Source organism: Brevibacterium siliguriense (assembly GCF_900105315.1).
Lineage (GTDB): Bacteria > Actinomycetota > Actinomycetes > Actinomycetales > Brevibacteriaceae > Brevibacterium > Brevibacterium siliguriense.
The window spans coordinates 2,866,399-2,884,700 of sequence record NZ_LT629766.1; the positions used below are offsets into that span (position 1 = coordinate 2,866,399).

Here is an 18,302-nt window from a genome sequence, read left to right on the forward strand (position 1 = left end):
CCGGAACCGCCTATCTCAGCCGACGTCGTTGGCTTCCAACCATTCGACGACTTCGTCCTCGTCCGGCAGATCGTTGAACTGCACGACCTCATCACTGCCGACGAAATAGAACGTCCCGGTCACCTCGGTGATCTCCGGATGCACGCGCAGAATCGCGAACCGGTAGAGCGCCAGCTGCCATTTCATCACTTCGAGAACTGCGGCTTCGGGCTTCTTCGACGTCTTCCAATCCACGACCTCGGCATGGTTCCCGGTGATGAAGACGGCATCGATCTTCCCCGGCACCCGGAATCTGCCGAGCACGAGTTCGAAGGACATTTCCACATGGTCGGCTCGACGTGTCGCGAAGTCGGAGGCTGAGAACGTCGCCTGCAGCCGTTCGATCGTCGCTGCGTCGATCGGTCGTACCGCTTCGTCCTCGCCGATGTCGATGCTCGACTGGCCGAAATGCTGTTCCACCCAGGAATGGAAAGTCGTTCCGATCTCGGCCGCACGGCTCGGCGGAGTCGGGATCGGGCGCAGGGTCTGCGTCCGAAAACCCTGCGGATCCCTTCGCCACGCGACTAATGCTGTCGCCGACAGGCGGTCGGGCATCGCCGTTGCGGACTTGGCTTCGGGACGGTCGCCGATACGCAGGGCCTGAGCGGCGAACCGTCCGATCACCCCAGGGTCGTCGGCCAAGGACTCCAAGCTGACATCCGGGCTCGTCTCAACCCAGCTTGCGGCTCGCTGTGCGGTGGCAACCTGCTTCGTGCGCGGCACCGGCCATGGAGTGGTCTCGATCCGGTCTTCCGCCGATTCCTCGGCTGGTTCCGGAACGTCCACCTCCATCCCTAGGGCTTCGATCGCCTCGGTGAGGAAAGGCGACGGGCCGTCGGGATTGGCACGCGAACCCATCAGCTCAGCCCCAAGCCACAGATGCTTCTTGGCGCGGGTGAATGCCACATAGGCCAATCGTCGCTCCTCCCCCTCGTGAGCGTCGGCGATCTGCGGGCGGATGAAGTCTCCGATCCACTCGTCGAGGGCCTTCTTCGTATCGAATTCGGCTTCCCGCAGGTCGAAATCGACGAGATGAGACCGGTCACCGCGCAACGGGTACGGCAGGGCAGTGCGGTCCATCCACCCTTCCTTGTCCCGCGGCTCGGTCGGGAAGTCCTTGACCACCAGGGAGGGAACGGCGACGGCGTCGAATTCCAGCCCCTTCGAGGCGTGAACGGTCATGATGTTGATCGCATCGGCTGCCGTCGTCGGTTCGGCGACGCTCAGCGCGTCGTGGGCTTCCATGAGACTGAGCCAGGACAGGAAGCCGGTGATCGAGGGTTTGTCTTCGGTGGCCGAGTATTGGCTGGCCGAGGATAGAAACGCGTCGACCGAGGCTCTGTGCAGATTGCGCAGCGAATCGCTGAGTCCCCAGATATCCGAATCGATTCCAGTCTCGGACATCGCGGTGCGGATGATCGACGAGACAGTGCCCGTGCCCGACCGCGTGGTCCGCAGTGCTCGTGCCAATCGGACCAGACGATGCAGCGCCTGCGAACTCAGACCGGACTCCTGAAAGTCCGCGAGAAGTCCCTTGTCGGCACCCGATCGTGCTCCCTGGTCGAGGACACGCTGGACCTCGATGAGTTCATCGATGCCCTCGACGATCGTCGCCTGGTCGATGGCTTCGGCGATAACCTCCTCGGTGGCGGTTTCGGCCCTGTCGGACGTTCGCCTCTCGGTCTGACGACGGGTGAACGTGTGCAGTCCTGCGATGTCGCCCGCGCCGAGGCCGAGCATCCGTCCGCTGATGAGCCTCATGACAGCGTCGCCGGCCAGCGGATCGACCGCGGCAGTGAGCACTGCGCGCAGATCGGCAACGAAGGGGTCGGTCAGCAGCCCGGAAGAGCCGTGCACATGAACAGCGAACCCGGCGGCTTCCAGGGCCGCCGCCACGGGTGCGAAGTGCGCTCGTTTGCGGCACAGCACGGCTTTCGACGAGCCTTCTGGGACCGTGCGGAACCATTCCGTGAGTGCGCGCAGACCGGTGGTGAGGAAATCGGGGTCGTGGGCGCCGGAGCTGATCTCGACGCTGACTTCACCGACTCCGGCACCATCGCGAGCCGACAGCGGGGTTTCCTTGCTGTCGGCGAGTCCGGCGGCGATGCGATTGGCCACCTGCAGGATCGAACTGTCGTTGCGCCAGCTTGTGCTCAGAGACAGGGATTCGACATCGCGGAAGTCAGAGGAGAACCGCACCATGTTGTCGGCGCTGGCACCGCGCCAACCATAGATGGCCTGGCGAGGATCTCCCACCGCGGTGACAGCAGTGGAGTGGAAGAGGTCGCGCAAGAGCTTCAGCTGAGCCACCGAGGTGTCCTGGAACTCGTCAAGGAGGACGATCTTCCACCGGGCTCTCTCGGCCTCGGCGGCAGCCGGCACCTCGTCGAGGATGCGTTGGGCGAAACGCACCTGGTCGGAGAAGTCCATGGCCAGATTGCGTCGTTTAGCGCGCATATAGGAATCAGCCAGTCGAGCCGTTCGGATCTTCGCTTCGAGCTTTGCCCGCCGCCCATTGGGATCGACGGGTTTGCCTTTGCTGGACACCAGCGCGGCCAGGCACTGTTCGAGGTAGTCGGTGACTTCGTCAACATCTCGACCGTGATCATTCATCTGCCCTGCCAGAGCGATGATGTCAGCGATCATCGTCTCGCGGGAGAAGTCTCCGGGGATCTCATCTGGTGGGGTGGAATCGATGAGGTTCCCTGCGAGGGCATGGGCTGCCGCGTCATCGAGCAGGACGGTCTCGGGTTCGATCCCGATGCTCACACCGTGTTCGCTGACGATCGATGCGGCATAGGAGTTGTACGTCGACACGGTCGGATTATCGAGGCCGGGCAGGGAAAGGTCCTGTCCGCGTCCGAGGTTGTGCCGCAGACGTGACAGAAGCACTCGAATGCGTCCGCCGAGTTCTCCGACGGCTTTGCGGGTGAAGGTCAATCCGAGGATCTCTTCGGGAGATACGTATTCGTTTGCAACCAGCCAAACCACTCGCTGCGAGATGACGGTGGTCTTTCCGGACCCAGCCCCGGCGGTGACTTTCATCGACTGTGCGGGGTCGGCTTCGATGATCACCTTCTGCTCCGGGCTGGGCGGGAGGGACTGGGCAGGATCGGCGGCCGTAAGTTCGGCAAGCTTTTCGGCAGTGAAGCGCATCAGTTATCCTCCAATATCTTCGGGCCGATCGCCGGGCACGATGATCGAACGGGGCATGACTGACACTTCTGCGGCTCCACACGTGCGGGGAAGCTCGCCGCGCGCATCCGGCCGGAAACATCGTCGATGAGTTCACGTGCCCATTCGGGGTTCTCGTCGACGTCCAGCGCCGACTGCTCCCGAACTGTGCGGGCAGACTTGCGCAGGAAGACGAGTTCGGCACCGAACGCGTGCGCGTCGATCTCCTGGTCCTCACCGATCCTGATGGTGCCGGAATTGATCGCTTCCTGGTACACACCCAGCTGGGCGTGCCGGTCCATCTCCTTGCCGGCGACGACGTTTCTGCCGGTCTTGAAGTCGACGATGCGCAGTCCGCCCTCGACTTCCTCGACTCGGTCGAGGCGGCCGGTGACCTTCCACTCCCGTCCTTCTCCGTCGACGCCGACCGCATAGACCTGCGCTTCGACCCCGACGAGGCGGCCCGGAGTCTTCTTGATGTAGTCGCCGAGGCGGTCGGCCATGCTCATCGCCACATCGAATTCCCGTTCGCGTTCCCATTCCGCATCGAATTCCAGAGACCCGAACTCAGCTTCCACAAAGCTTCGGATCGCAGAGGTGGGGCCCTCCGGATAGTTCTCGGCGGCAGCGTGGATGATGGTCCCGAGACTCTGCGCCGTCGACATCGGGCGGTCACCGCCATTGCGGGTGAGGAACCACCGCAGGGAGCAGTCGTTGAACGCTTCGACCTGGGAGGGTGAGACGCGCACCGAATCGGAGTCTGTGAAAAGCGGCTCATTCGTGGTGATGTCTTCTGCCTCCCGCCACTGCGTCGGTGATTCCACCGTCCGACTTGCATTCGACAGTGCCCGCACCAGCGCCGCCCATGACTGCGTCTCCGAGTCCGGTATCGGCGAGCTCTCCGAGTTCTCGGCTGTGGTGCTGTCCGATGCCGCGGTGGCTGACTCGGTGTCGTCGACGTTCGCTGCTGCGGCCGTCTGCAGCAGGTGAGCACGAGCATGTGCGGCCATCTCCGGCATCGTCAGTGGAGGCAGCTCGTCCTCGTGGGTGATCGCATAGCCGTCGGCTGCATCGGTGTCTTTGGTCGAAGCGGCGGCGAGCACATCGAAGAACGGTGATGGTTCGGTCTCCGCATCGCTGACTGCGGTGACGAGCACGAGCTCTTGGGCCCGGCTGAGCGCGGTATAGAACAGCTCGCCCTCTTCGCGCAGATTCGTCCGTTTCGCATGTGCGTGGTAGCCGGGATCGCCGGTCACCGTCTCACCTGTGGCAAGCACCGCGGTGAGATCTGTGAGTCCGAGGATTCCGCCACGCAGCTTCGGGTTCGGCCAGACCCCTTCGTTGACTTCAGCGACGATCACCAGAGGCACTCGCACATGGGCCAGCGAGGACGGGGTGCCCACCAGGACGTGATCGGCGAATCCGGCAGTATCGGCCAGGGAGTCCTGGGCGATGTCCTGTTCGGCGACGATGCCGGCGAACGAACGTGCGGTGAATCCGCCGCGGTCGGCTATCTTCTCGGCCAGGGCGAACAGTCGCAGCACTGAGTCTAGATAGCCGTTGGTCACCGATTCCGGATCGCGCAGGGCTTCGGTCTGCCATCTGTCTGCGACCCTGGCCGCGTCCCAGATGCTCCACAGCGCCTGGTGGGGGTCGGTCGTGCCGACCTCCGACGCGGCATGGAGCATCCGCGAGATGGTTGCCAACCCCTGTGGGGACGATTCGTCGATGGGGCTGCGCAGTGCCTGGGCCAGCGATGCCGTGCTGCTGGGTGCCGGGAACTGTCTGCGCACGGCTCGCCGGAAGCGCCGGATCTGCACGGGGTCGAGACGGACGTAGATGCTGCCGGCCAGTGACAGGGCGAGTTCGGCGATCGATTCGTCATCGTCGAAATCCGGAGTTGCCGAGAGCAGGTCCAACAGCGGTGCAGTCGCGGGGTCGACGTTGAGCGGCTGCATCAGGCTGGCGATCGAGACCCCTGAGGCTCGCAGCTCGTTGGCGATCGCGCGTGCGCTGGAGGAGTTGCGGCAGATGAGTGCGACATCGGACCAGTTATGGCCCTGTTCGACGAAGTTCGTGATCCGTCGGGCGAGATACCGGTGTCCGGACGCGCTGCCTGCGAACACATGTGTCTCCACGGGAGTCTGGACCGGGGCGGGTGAGGGCGTCTCGGATGGGTCAGTCGGATCGGCTTCGTCCCCCGCCGGGCGCGGGCGAGGCATGTGTCCGATCGACCAGCGTGTGGTGATCCTGGCACCGAAGCCGTCGATGGCTTCCGCAAATGCCGGATCGACATCCCATTGACGCTCAAGGACGACCGTTTCGAAATCTGCGTCGGCCGAGGCTCGATCGATGATCGAAGCGTCGGCACCGTGGAAACGACCGGTCACCGTCTCGGGAGAACCGAACAGGGCGATCGCACTCCCCCGGTCGCGCAGCTGTTCGAGGATTCCCCAACTGGCGGCAGGGAAGTCCTGGACGCCGTCGGCGAGAACCACTGTCGGCACATGGTCAGGAGCAAAGGTCCATGAGCTGCCGGCGGTCACATCGGCAGGCTCGCGGAAGATCTCGAAAGCGGCAAGCGCGAGCACCGTCGCGGAGTCGATGCCGCCGTAACCGGGCATGGACATGATGCCCAGATATTCGTCGAGGATTTCGGCAATGGCCTGCCATCGTGGATCGGGGTTGTCGGTCAGGACACGATCGAGGGCGCCTCGCCCGAAGTCAAAGACGTGCTCCGAGGCCTCCGGCGAAGGGTCCGGCATGCGCATTCCGAAGTCGAATTCCATCACTCGATTGAGCGCGTCGCGGACCTCGGTTCGGAACGCCGAGGTGGAGCGCACCTCAGCGGTGATCTCCGGCGGCCATGCCGGTCCACGGGAATGGCCGAGTTCGTGACCGGCGAGGAGATCGGCGAGGAACACATCCTGATCGGCTCCGGAGATGAATTCGAGATCTTCGCCGGTCCGCGTCGTATGTGCGGCACGAGCGATCCCATAGCAGAAGGACGCCAGACTTCGGGCCGGAGCAGAGGACAGCACCGCATCGGCAGGCAGCTGAAGTCGGTTGCGCAGCACATCGGCGTGATCGCGGTCGGGGGTGAGAACGAGGACGGATGCCGGTTCGATCGTCGACACCAGCTGTGCATAGAGCGATTCGAGCAGAGTCGTCTTCCCGGTTCCCGGCCGCCCGATGATGTTCAGGCAGCCACCGGAGAACAGGGTGCTGCCCATTCGCCGCGTCATCTCATCCATACTCGTATTCCATCACGGCCCACTGACATGAGACTTCCCGACCCGCAACCGGCGCGTCGTCGATGCGGACGCCCAGATGCCCGGTGCGTGCCCGGTCTTCGCGTAGCATTGAAGAATGTCGAGTCCACAACAGAGATTGCCCCGTGACCAGCGCCGCGACCAACTGGTAGGAGTCGCTCGCTCCGTTTTCGCCACCCGTGGATATCGGACGACATCGATGGACATGATCGCCGAGGCTGCCGGTGTGTCCAAACCCGTGCTCTATCAGCATTTCGATTCCAAGCAGGATCTCTACCTGGCCCTCATCGATTCCTCGGCGGCGCACCTCGACTCACGGCTGGCCGAGGCGCTGGGGTCGACCACCGACCCGCATGAACAGGTGCATGCGACCTACCGCGCCTATTTCGACTTCGTCGTCTCGCACCGCGAAGAGTTCGTCATCATCTTCAATTCGGATGTCTACGAGCCGAAGGCCGAACAGAGGCTGCGCGCGCTGCGTGAGAGTTCGGCGACTCGGGTCGTCTCGGCCCTGCAGAACTTCGCACGCCTCACCGACGATGAGGCGCAGCTGCTGTGCCGGGCGCTCATCGGCACCGCCGAGGTCGTGGTCAAGCAGATCGACTCGCAGCGAGGAATCGACGCCGACACGGCCGTCGAGCTGCTCACTCAGATGAGTTGGGGCGGTCTGCGGTCGTTCGCCGACCGCTGACCAGCCACCGACCCCTCAGCCCTCAGCGGAATCCGCAGGGAAGAAACCACTGCCTGCTGACGTTAAGCTGAACACAGTCCAAACCGTCATCGGTCACCGAACATCGGCACAAGGAGCACCATGGAAATCAAGATCGGCGTCAAGCAGACTCAGCGCGAGATCGTCCTCGAAACGGACGAAGATGCAAAGGCACTCGCAGCACGCGTCGAAGAGAAGATCCAGTCCGAGGGACTTCTGACCTTCACCGACACGAAGGGTCGTCAGGTCTTTGTGCCCTCCGCATCGCTGGGCTACCTCGAAATCGGAGCCGAGACACAGCGTCGTGTGGGCTTCAGCGCCTGAGCTGCACGCCTGAACGCCAAGGGCCCCGGTCATAACGACCGGGGCCCTTGGCGTTCAGGCGTGGGCTCGTTCGTCCCCTGCGAAATCGGAAGTCCGCATCGGCCAAGGTCGTCCGCTGTGGGATCAGGCGACGAGGCCGAGGGCCGACATCCGCTTCGAATGATTCGACGTCACCGACGGGATCAGTTCGACGACGAGGTCTTCGTCGAGGCCGAGGAACGGGTCGGTCAGAAGGCTGCGTGCCCTCCCCAGGGTCTCAGCGACCAGCTTGCGTCCCCACAGAGCCAGCCGCGAGGCCAGCTGTGTGTCGACGGCCACTTCGGATGTCAGACGATTGCGCGCATATTCGCTGGCACGTGTATCATCGAGAATTGCAATAGCCAGGCTGTATCCGGGCTCCGCGAGTTCGTTCACGGCCGTGCGGTAGAAATCATTCATGATTCCGTCGAAGACGAAACCTTTCATGAGGCTTTCGTACCAGTCGCGAGGACGAGTCCTCTCAGCCAGAGTGCTGAAGGTCGGTTCGAAATGCTGACAGAGCCCGATCACATCCTGGCCCATCTGATCGATGTGATGTGAGAGCTGTTCGAAGTTCGCGAATGACTGAGAGGCCAGCCGCGCCAGGATGACCTTGTCATCCAGATCCGCTGCGGTCGTCGCGTTTGTGGCCATACGTTCGAAACCGGTCAGCTCGCCGAACGCCAGAAGTGCGAGCGTTGCAGCATCATTACCGGCCAATGGGACAGAATCGGGCATAGCTCAAGACTACCGGTTCGCACCATGACAAGCGCATACGCGCTAAAAGGAGTTTGGAATATGGCGGAGACGGAACCGGATTTCGCAGAACTGGGAGTCGCCGGACCGATCGTGGCCTCGCTGGCCTCGGCAGGAATCACCCACCCCTTCCCCATTCAGGCGCTGACCCTGCCCGTGGCACTGTCGGGCGCCGACATCATCGGGCAGGCGAAGACGGGCACCGGAAAGACCCTGGGATTCGGCATTCCCCTGCTCCAGCGCGTCGTCGGCAAGACCGAGGACTCCTCGGTCACCTCCGACCCGGATTCGACTCCCGACAGCGTGGGCGATGCCAGGGAGCTGCGGCTGCCCCAGGCCCTCGTCGTCGTTCCCACCCGTGAACTGGCCAAGCAGGTCGCGGCCGATCTCGTCACCGCCTCCGTGCAGCGTGATATCGACATCATGACGATCTACGGGGGCATGGACTTCGATCCGCAGATCAACCGCCTGAAGTCCGGTGTCGACGTCGTCGTCGGCACGCCCGGTCGCCTCCTCGATCTCTACGGTCGCAAGGTCCTCAAGCTCCACCGGGTCCGCACCGTCGTGCTCGATGAGGCCGATGAGATGCTCGACCTCGGCTTCCTTCCCGATGTGGAGAAGATCATCAACGCCGTGCCCGCGCACCGCCAGACGATGCTGTTCTCCGCGACCATGCCGGGTGCGGTCATCACTCTGGCTCGGCGGTATATGAATCAGCCCACTCATATCCGCGCCCAGGATCATGAGGATCTGTCGCTGACGGGCAAGAACACGACGCAGTTCGTCTACCGCGCCCATTCGATGGACAAGTCCGAGCTCGTCGCCCGCATGCTCCAGGCCGAGGGCCGGGGTCGCACGATCATCTTCACCCGCACCAAACGCACCGCCGACAAGCTGGCCGCCGAGCTCGAGGATCGCGGCTTCGCGGTCAAGGCCCTCCACGGCGATCTCGGTCAGTCGCAGCGTGAGAAGGCGCTGAAGTCCTTCCGCGACGGAAAGGTCGATGTGCTCGTGGCCACGGATGTCGCGGCCCGCGGCATCGACATCGACGATGTCACCCATGTCGTGAACTATCAGTGCCCCGAGGATGAGAAGACCTACGTCCATCGCATCGGGCGCACCGGTCGCGCCGGCAATTCCGGTGTCGCCATGACCTTGGTCGACTGGGATGACATGCCCCGCTGGCGTCTCATCAACAAGGCTCTCGGCCTCGATTTCGACGAACCCGCGGAGACCTACTCGACGTCCCCGCACTTCTTCTCCGACCTGGGCATCCCGAAGGGAACCAAAGGCCGACTGCCGCGCCAGCACGCCGACGGCGAGGACGAGAAGTCCACCGGTGAGCGCAAGGGCCGTGGGGCCGATCGTCGTGGTTCCGGCCGCGGCCGTTCCGACTCCCGCCGAGGCGGCTCCTCCGAACGTCGCGATTCCTCGTCGGCAGCCGGTGAGGAGGGCCGCAAACCGCGTCGCCAGCGCAACCGCCGCCGCACCCGCGGAGGCAAGCCCGTCAACCGTGCGCAGGGCGGTCAGGCAGGTCAGGGCGGCCATCCGGGCACCGACTCCAGCGAGGACTGACCCCTCCGCAGGCGGGACCGCTTCACCGCACAGGATGAACGAAGGGCTCCGACCACCCGGTCGGGGCCCTTCGTTCATCCTGTGTTCAATTGGACCCCCGATCCCGTTCAATTCGGTGATCGATGATGTTCTGAACCCATGTCATCGAGTACGAACGAGAGTGAGTCATTGTTCGGTTCACGCCGCTTGGACGACGCGTCCCCCGAAGCTCCCGCCCGGGTCGACCTCTCCCCCGCGGAGCCGACGACGGCACCTTCGCCGACCGCACAGCCCGAGGCCCCGGCAGCGAAGCCGCGGCCGCCGAAGGCGCATCGTCACGACGTGGACGTCATGCGAGTGCTCGCCGGACTCACCGTCATGCTCGGCCATTCGGGCGGAGTCCTCATCGGCCGGTCCGAGGTAGGCAGCGATGCTTGGTGGCTCGGCCACCTCGCCGAGGCGGTCAATCCCTGGGCTGTGCCGATGTTCTTCATGATCGCCGGCTGGGCCGTTCTCGCCGGTGCACCCCCGCGCACCGAAGCGAAGATGTGGGACCGCATCGTCCGCCATTTCGTTCCGCTGGCCGCCTGGTCGATCATCTTCGTGATCGGGTTCAACCTCCTCGACACCGATGAGGTCGACGTCCGCCATGACCTCGTCCGCAGCTTCCTCGAGGCCGGACGACCGGCTTTCCACCTGTGGTATCTCTACGCATACATCCCGCTCATCCTCGTCTTCGGCACGCTCGTCCTGTTCTGGAAGGGTCAGCGACCGTGGAAGCTCGCCGCTCTCGCGATCGTCCTCGCGGGATCGACCGTCTGGGCGCCGTTCGCCCTCGAGATGATCGGCTCGGATCAGGATGCATGGAAGTGGGGCTTCGCGACCTATCAGGTGGTCTACTTCGTCATCGGGGCCTTCGTCATCCAGCACGCGCAGGAACTGTGCCCGCCGATCTGGGCGCTGTGCCTGCTCTTCGCGGTCTCGGCGCTCGGCGTGCTGTGGTGGGAGTCGCGACGGTCCTATCCGATCGAGAATGCAAACCCGCTCATCGTCGGCCTCGCCGTCAGCGTCATTCTCCTCGTCTCGCGCATCCGCCTCGGTGAGAGGACGAAGAAGGTCTTCACGACGATGGCGACGGCATCATTCGGTGCGTTCCTCGTCCACGTGTTCTTCCTCGAACTCCTCTTCGAGCGCCTCTTCGACGTCGATGCGGCACCGGTGCTGCTCGTCATCCAATATCTGGGTCTTCTCGCCGTCATGGCCGCCCTGTCCTACGCGCTCAGCTTCGCCTGGGGCAAGCTGCATCTGCGCAGAATCCTCGGCTGAGCTCACCCCTGGATGTAGTCGACTCCACCGGGTCGTGAGGAGGCACGCTCGAGTAGCCTCGCGAGCATATGGTCGGAGGTGACGTGCTCGCCGAGGCGGTTGGGTTTGCCCGTGCCGTGGTAGTCGGAAGACCCGGTGACGATGAGATCGTGCTCATGAGCGAGCCTGCGCATTGCCTCACGTTCCTGCGGAGGGTTGTCCCGGTGGTCGACCTCGAGCCCGTCGAGGCCGGCGGCGATGAAATCGGTCATCGCCGAATCAGGCACGACCCGACCGCGCATGGCCGCGCGCGGATGAGCGAAGACCGAGACTCCGCCGGACTCCCGGATCAGCCCGATCGCGGTGATCGGATCGATCGTCGGCAGAGACACATGGTATTTGCCCTGGCTGGACAGAATCGACGAGAACGCTTCGGTGCGGCTCTCGACGACGCCGGCTGCCACCAGCGCATCGGCGATATGCGGACGTCCGATCGTGGCATCCTCGCCGGAGACCGAGAGCACCGCATCCATGTCGATCGGATAGTCCTCGGCCAGTCGTTCGATGATGAGGTGCGTGCGGTCGAGGCGTGCCCGCCGCGTCTCCTGCACAACCTCGGCCAGGCCCGTATCGTAGGGGTCATGGAGGTAGGAGAGCAGGTGCACGCTGATCCCCTCGTAGCGACAGGAGATCTCCATTCCCCTCACAAGACCGAGCCCGTAGACGCGGGCAGCATCTTCGGCGAGGGTCCATCCTGCGGTGGTGTCGTGGTCGGTGAGGCCGACGACGTCGATGCCCTCCATCGAGGCTTCGGAGATGAGTTCGGAAGGGGTCTGGGTCCCGTCCGAGAATGCGGTGTGCACATGGAGATCGATGACCATGGTCACAGTCTATCTGCATCTGTCGTCCAGACTTCCACCCGTACGCACCATGTCACTTCGCCCGTCTAGACTGGCGACATGACAGAGCAGAACTCAGATACCCCAAACTCGACTCAGGACCTCGCCGACCGCGTCAACAACCGCTCGCATCGCCCGAATTCCACTGCTTTCCGCGACTTCGTCGCCTCCGGCTGGGACCGCACTCCTCTCAACGCCGAAGCCCTCGCCGCCGCCGGCTTCACCCCGGCCCGGCGGGACGCGGTCTCGGCCGCATTCCCCGGTGAACGGCTCGTCGTTCCCGCCGGCGGACTCAAGGTCCGCTCGAACGACACCGACTACCGCTTCCGCGCTCATTCCGCGTTCATCCACCTCACCGGTCTCGAAGCCGATTCGGAACCCGACGCCGTCCTCGTCTTCGAGCCCGAGGGCGACGGCCACGACGTGACGCTGTACTTCCGCCCCCGCGCCGGTGCCGATACCGAGGAGTTCTTCTCCGATTCCCGCTACGGCGAATACTGGGTCGGACCGCGCGCGGACCTCGAAGCCATGTCCACCATGACCGGCATCACCACCGAGAGCTCCGCCACCGTCGATGACGCCATCACCAAAGATCTCGGAGCCATCTCCGTTCGCCTCGTCCGCCAGGCCGATACTCGCATCGACGGAGTCGTCGACCTCGCTCGCACCCAGGTCCAGGCCGATCTCGAGACCTCCGAGTCCGGAGATGCCGAACTGGCCCAGCTGCTCTCCGAACTGCGCCTGATCAAGGACGACCACGAGATCGCGCAGCTGCGCGAAGCCGTCGCCATCACCCGTTCCGGTTTCGACAACGTGGTCGCATCGCTGCCGAAGGCGCTCGGCCACCGTCGTGGTGAGCGAGTCGTCGAGACCGCATTCGAGACCGCAGCGCGCTCCGACGGCAATGGGGTCGGCTATGACACGATCGCCGCCTCGGGCAACAATGCCTGCACCCTGCACTGGATCCGCAATGACGGTCAGGTCCGCGACGGCGACCTCATCCTCGTCGACGCCGGTGCCGAAGCCGATTCGCTCTACACCGCGGACATCACTCGTACTCTGCCCGTTTCGGGCACCTTCACCGAGGTGCAGGCGAAGATCTACGATGCCGTGCTCGAGGCCTCCGATGCCGCGTTCGCTGTAGCCGCCGATCACCCGAACCGTCCCGTGAAGTTCCGTGAGGTCCACGAGGCGGCCATGGAGGTCATCGCGAAGCGCCTCGAGGAGTTCGGTGTGCTGCCGGTCTCGACGGCCGAATCGCTGTCGCCGGAGGGTCAGCAGCACCGCCGGTGGATGGTCCACGGCACCAGCCACCACCTCGGTCTCGACGTACACGACTGTGCGCAGGCGAGAGCGGAGATGTACCTGGATGCCACTCTCGAACCGGGAATGGTCTTCACCATCGAACCCGGGCTCTACTTCAAGTCCGATGACCTGCTCCTGCCCGAGGAGTTCCGCGGAAACGGTGTCCGCATCGAGGATGACGTCCTCGTCACCGCCGATGGAGTGGAGAATCTCTCCGCCGCATTTCCCCGCACTCGCACCGAGATCGAAGCCTGGGTGCAGGGTCGGGCACAGGAACGCTGATGCCCTCGGACAGCGCCGACCGCTCGGGTCCGGGCGCCCGGTTCGGCCCGGTCCGCGGTCGCGGAATCCTCGAGATCCCCGGTATCCGCCTCGGCCATGCCGGTGAGCTCACCGAATCCCGACTGACCGGGATTTCCACCGTGCTGCCTCCTGCCGGTTCGTCCATCGGCGTCGATGTCCGCGGAGGCGGTCCCGCCACCCGCGAGACCGATGTCATCGCGCCGGGCACGCATTCCTACGGTGCCGACGCCATCTGCCTCACCGGCGGATCCGCCTTCGGCCTGGGCGCCGTATCCGGAGTCGTCGACACCCTCGCCGAGGCGGGACTCGGATTCCCCGCTCCAGGTGTCGACGGTGCGGTCATTCCGCTCGCCCCCTCCGCTGCGATCTTCGACCTCGGTCGCGGGGACGGCTCCGTCGCCCCGCCGACACCGGACGAAGGCGCCCAAGCGACACGGGCGGCATTGTCAGGCCGGACTACAGAGGTCCGGGGCAGCGTCGGGGCGGGCACCGGAGCCCGGTCGGGTTTCCAGAGTCTGCGCGGAGGACTCGGGTCCTTCGCCGTCCGTCTGCCCAGCGGGTCCACTGTCGCGGCCCTTGTCGCGGCCAATTCGCTGGGGACGATCGGCACTCCGGCGGGCGGTCTGTGGTTGGCCCCGCTGCTGCGCTCGGTCGGTTTCGATCTGCCGACGGTGCACGGTCTTCCCACCGCACCACCGGCCGATTCCGGGACCGCGGCGAAGAACACGACGATCGCGATCGTCGCCACCGACGCACGACTCGACCCGGCACAGACCACACGGATGGCATCGGGGGCGCATGCCGGCATCGCACGAGCCGTGCGGCCCTCGCACACTCTCTTCGACGGCGACACGGTCTTCGGCATCGCCACCGGGGCCAAGGAGCTGCCTGCTGACCGCGACACCGCCACACGAGAGCTCGTGATGATCGCTGCGGCGGCGGCCGATGCGCTCAGCCTGGCGATTCTCGACGCTCATGCTTCGGCGACACCCGTCGACGACGCATGGGGGCAGCCGCCGACGCTGAGTGAGATCGCACCGGACTTCACCTCTGCCTTCACCGGACTCCGATGACACTGCGCTCACTTCGCTCCGATGAGGCTGAGTTCATCGCACTCTGAACGCAGAGGCGGGGTCCGCCGCTCGGCGGGCCCCGCTTCTCTCAGCTGTCCGCAGCGCTCAAGCGGCACCGTCGGACGGCCGCGCAGAGCTGCTGCTCCTGATCGGTCAGTCGTTGCGGACCGACTGTGCCTCTTCGGAGTCAAGACCCTTCGGTTCCCGGATCTCCTTCTTCTGCTGGGTGTCGAATCCGTCCTGACGCAGCAGCTTCTGCGATTCGGACTTCGCTGCGGCCTCGTCCTCGACCACGGTGAACCGAACCGTCTGGGTGAACTCACGTCCGTAGCGGTCGGTTCCGGTCACCTCGGCGGTGTGGGTGCCCAGGTCGAGGCTCGAGGGGATCTCGGTCCTCCAGAGGTGCGAGCTCGACTGTCCGACATTGCCGGAGGTGCGCAGGTTCTGCGAGGCGGTGTAGGGGTCTGTGTACTCCCAGCCCTTCGCCAGCGCTTCGCCCTTGCCCGGCTGAGTGTGTTCGGAGCGCTTCGGTGCCTTGCCGTCGAAGCTGACCTCCACGCGGGCATCGGAGGTGCCTGCCAGGAAGCTCGAGGTCAGCCAGGTCTCGCCCTCCTTGAGGTCATCGCGGGTGACCACGCGCTCGGACACCGCTTCCGGAGCAGTGCCCGTCTTGTCCGCGTCCTGCCAGTCCTGTGCCTGTTGCGCCCAGTCACGCCACTGCGGCGAGTTCACGCCGAGCAGCAGCTGGTGATCGTCGGACTCGTTGCGCACGGTGTAGCGTTCGCTGCGCGACGCACCGTCGAATTCGAGTGTGAGCACACCCGGCTCCGACGCATCTTGCGTGAACGAGTACGGCAGTCCGTCGGCGTTGAGACCGCCGGAGTACCAGTCTCCGGAGACGGCACCGGCGACGATCTGCGTATTCGGCAGCTTTTCGATGCCGGCCGCCGCCCACTCCTTGCGGGTCTCACCAGCGACGAGGTTCTCCTGAGTATGTGTGTGACCGCCGACGGTCACAGCGTTCGGGTAGTCGGCGATGACGTCGTAGAAGTCCTTCGCATTGTCGACGACGACCTCTTTGTGCGTGAGGATGGGTGCGTGGGTGGCGATGACGACCTGAGCGTTCTTCGGCACGTTCTTCAGATCGTTCTCCAGCCAGGTCAGCTGCTCCTCGGAGATCTTCTCCTTGTACTTCTTCCGGTTCGCCTTGCCTTCGTACTCGATGCTGTCGAGGACGACGAAATGCGTCTTGCCGACGTCGTAGGAGAAGTACGAGGGTCCGAACTGGTCGCGGAAGGTGTCGAGGGCGTGAGAGTCATCGACCGCGTCATAGTCCTGGTCGTGGTTGCCCGGTGCCACGCGGACGGGGCCGTTGGTCTGCGAGTAGATGTCACGCAGTTCGTCGTTGAGGCTGAGGTCGTCACCGACATTGTCGCCGAGCAGCAGCACTCCGCAGGCACCGTAGTCGTTGCGGTCGGCGAGGTCACCGACGGCTCCGTCGCGGGCGTAGCCCATCTCCGTCTTGTCATAGGCCTGGGTGTCAGCGGCGATCGGGCAGTTCTGGTCGTCCTTCGCCGAGGCTTTCGACTCGATCATCGGGAAGTTCACGGCCTTCGGTGTGTCACCGGTCGGTTCGATGCCTCCGAATTCGAGGTCCCCGGAGCCTTCGGGCAGGTGATTGTAGCTGAACTGTGCAACCTTGTCCTCATCGACGGGCACCTGCCATCCGGAAGGCTGAGTGATCGAGACGGTCATGTTCTCTCGCACGGGCAGCTCGTAGCGTCCGTCTCCGTCCGTCTGGACGACGTCGACTCCGTTGCTCACCGCGACGCCGGAGACGCCCTTCTCGTCACCGTCGAGCTTCGAATTCTCGTTGACGTCGTCGAAGACCTGACCGGTGAACTTCTTCGGGTCGGCGGCCTTGCCGCGGTCGACTTGGACGTGGCCTGCGTAGAGTTCGGCCGGTGCGTCCGCGGCCGTCGCCGAGGTCGGCGAGAGAAGCGGGGCGAAGAGCGAGAGCGCTGCGCAGGCTCCCAAGCCTGCGGCAGCGGTGCGCGGGCGGATTCGTCGTGTCTGCATGGATCTCTCCTGTATTCGACTGTGGCGGGTTCTGCCGAGAAATGACCCTAGGGAGACGGAGAGAAGACGAAATGACGACAGCAGCACGGCTTGATGAATAGGAGAAGAGTCCGGATGGAACTCGACGCCCACTCGTGTCACCGGCGGGGAATGTGATCTGGATTCAATTCGCGGAGCCGGCCGCTGAAATCTCCACGCACCACGTAGTCTGAGAACATGAGTGGTCCACCGAAAAGAGTCTTCGTCGCCCGACTCGTCTCCGCCCCAGTGTTCGACCCTCTCGGAGATCAGGTCGGCCGGGTCCGCGATGCCGTCATCGTCTACCGTGCGACGATGCGGCAGTTCCCCCGAGTCATCGGCCTCGTCGTCGAGGTGCCGGGCCGTCGCCGCGTGTTCGTGCCGATGGGCAGGGTCACTGCGATCGATTCCGGGCAGGTCATCACCACCGGTCTGGTGAATATGCGCCGCTTCGAACAGCGTGAGTCCGAGACCCTGGTGATGAATGATCTGCTCGACCGGCGTCTGCGTCTGCACGAGGACAATTCACCTGTGCTCGTCGAGGACGTCGGCATCGAACAGCAGGTGAACAAGGACTGGGAGGTCACCCGTCTGTTCGTGCGTCGTGTGCCCGAACGCAGCGCTTTCGCCGCATTCCGCCGCCGTGGTGAGACGAAGCAGATCGACTGGACGGATGCCGACCATCCGGTGGATTCCGAGGTCGATCAGGAAGCCACTCAGCTCATCGCGGCCTATCAGGACACGAAGCCTGCCGACCTCGCCGATGTGCTCTTCGAGATGAACGCCGCCCGCCGCCTCCAGGTGGCCCGGGCCCTCGATGACGAACGACTCGCCGATGTCGTCGAGGAGCTGCCGGCCGAAACCCAGATCGAGATCCTCACGGGGCTCGAAACCGAACGGGCCGTGACCGTGCTCGAGGAGATGGAGCCCGATGACGCGGCGGACCTCCTCGGCGAACTCAGCGATGATCAGGCCGAACGGTTCCTGACCCTGATGGAACCTGATGAGGCCGAGGATGTGCGTACGCTTCTGGCCTACGACGATGACACCGCCGGCGGTCTGATGACGACCGAACCGGTGATCCTCACCCCGGAAGCCACTGTCGCCGAGGCCCTGGCCCATGTGCGTCGGGAAGACCTGCCGGCAGCCCTGGCCGCGGCGGTCTTCGTCTGCCGTCAGCCCGTGGAGACTCCCACCGGCAAGTATCTGGGTCTCGTCCACATCCAGGAGATGCTGCGCCATCCTCCGCACGAGGCGGTGGGCATCATGCTCGACACCGAGGTCGAACCGCTGTCGCCGGAGACTCCTCTCGGCGAGGTGGCGAAGCTGTTGGCCGCGTACAATCTGGTGTCGGTGCCGATCACCGATGACAACGATCGCCTCGTCGGGGTGGTCACCGTCGATGACGTCCTCGACGAGCTTCTGCCCGAGGACTGGCGAACCACCGGTCGAGACGATCGCAGCAGGGGGTAGA

At 64.5% G+C, this 18,302-nt stretch carries 12 protein-coding genes; 7 read left to right on the forward strand and 5 right to left on the reverse strand.

The window, feature by feature from the left end:
- Positions 1 to 15: 15 nt before the first annotated feature.
- Entirely contained in the window at positions 16 to 3,195 is a 3,180-nt protein-coding gene (locus tag BLU88_RS12795) for an ATP-dependent helicase (protein WP_092014531.1), read from the reverse strand.
- A complete protein-coding gene (locus BLU88_RS12800; protein WP_092014534.1) occupies positions 3,195 to 6,467 on the reverse strand; it encodes a PD-(D/E)XK nuclease family protein in 3,273 nt (1,090 codons plus the stop codon). The genes BLU88_RS12795 and BLU88_RS12800 overlap by 1 nt, the downstream gene beginning before the upstream one ends.
- A gap of 115 nt (positions 6,468 to 6,582) precedes the next feature.
- On the opposite strand from BLU88_RS12800, the gene BLU88_RS12805 reads away from it, so the two are divergent.
- Entirely contained in the window at positions 6,583 to 7,176 is a 594-nt protein-coding gene (locus BLU88_RS12805) for a TetR/AcrR family transcriptional regulator (protein ID WP_231939402.1), read from the forward strand.
- Positions 7,177 to 7,296: 120 nt separating this feature from the next.
- Positions 7,297 to 7,518 carry a DUF3107 domain-containing protein gene (locus tag BLU88_RS12810; protein WP_092014539.1) on the forward strand — a complete coding sequence of 74 codons (222 nt, stop codon included), beginning with the start codon at positions 7,297 to 7,299 and terminating at the stop codon, positions 7,516 to 7,518.
- Between the two features lie 123 nt (positions 7,519 to 7,641).
- Here the strand turns inward: BLU88_RS12810 and BLU88_RS12815 are convergent, their stop codons facing one another.
- Positions 7,642 to 8,274, reverse strand: a complete 633-nt coding sequence (locus tag BLU88_RS12815; RefSeq protein WP_092014542.1) for a ferritin-like fold-containing protein — start codon at positions 8,272 to 8,274, stop codon at positions 7,642 to 7,644.
- A 60-nt stretch (positions 8,275 to 8,334) separates the two neighbouring features.
- On the opposite strand from BLU88_RS12815, the gene BLU88_RS12820 reads away from it, so the two are divergent.
- Positions 8,335 to 9,867: a DEAD/DEAH box helicase gene (locus BLU88_RS12820; protein ID WP_092014546.1), complete on the forward strand. Its 1,533-nt coding sequence runs from the start codon at positions 8,335 to 8,337 to the stop codon at positions 9,865 to 9,867.
- A gap of 168 nt (positions 9,868 to 10,035) precedes the next feature.
- Positions 10,036 to 11,172: an acyltransferase gene (locus tag BLU88_RS12825; protein WP_157689103.1), complete on the forward strand. Its 1,137-nt coding sequence runs from the start codon at positions 10,036 to 10,038 to the stop codon at positions 11,170 to 11,172.
- A 2-nt stretch (positions 11,173 to 11,174) separates the two neighbouring features.
- Here the strand turns inward: BLU88_RS12825 and BLU88_RS12830 are convergent, their stop codons facing one another.
- The gene (locus tag BLU88_RS12830; protein WP_092014553.1) at positions 11,175 to 12,032 is read right to left on the reverse strand and encodes a PHP domain-containing protein; all 858 of its coding nucleotides are present in this window, start codon (positions 12,030 to 12,032) and stop codon (positions 11,175 to 11,177) included.
- 78 nt (positions 12,033 to 12,110) lie between these two features.
- Between BLU88_RS12830 and BLU88_RS12835 the strand changes: the two genes are divergently transcribed.
- Positions 12,111 to 13,637, forward strand: coding sequence for an aminopeptidase P family protein (locus BLU88_RS12835; RefSeq protein WP_092014556.1), 1,527 nt, complete (start codon positions 12,111 to 12,113; stop codon positions 13,635 to 13,637).
- On the forward strand, positions 13,637 to 14,731 hold the full coding sequence (locus tag BLU88_RS12840) for a P1 family peptidase (RefSeq protein ID WP_092014560.1): 1,095 nt from the start codon (positions 13,637 to 13,639) through the stop codon (positions 14,729 to 14,731). The genes BLU88_RS12835 and BLU88_RS12840 overlap by 1 nt, the downstream gene beginning before the upstream one ends.
- A 153-nt stretch (positions 14,732 to 14,884) precedes the next feature.
- Here BLU88_RS12840 and BLU88_RS12845 read toward each other — a convergent pair whose 3' ends face one another.
- Positions 14,885 to 16,810, reverse strand: a complete 1,926-nt coding sequence (locus BLU88_RS12845; RefSeq protein WP_092014563.1) for a calcineurin-like phosphoesterase C-terminal domain-containing protein — start codon at positions 16,808 to 16,810, stop codon at positions 14,885 to 14,887.
- 216 nt (positions 16,811 to 17,026) lie between these two features.
- Here BLU88_RS12845 and BLU88_RS12850 point away from each other — a divergent pair, with 216 nt between their 5' ends.
- Positions 17,027 to 18,301, forward strand: a complete 1,275-nt coding sequence (locus BLU88_RS12850; protein WP_092014567.1) for a magnesium transporter MgtE N-terminal domain-containing protein — start codon at positions 17,027 to 17,029, stop codon at positions 18,299 to 18,301.
- The last annotated feature ends 1 nt before the right edge of the window (position 18,302 follow it).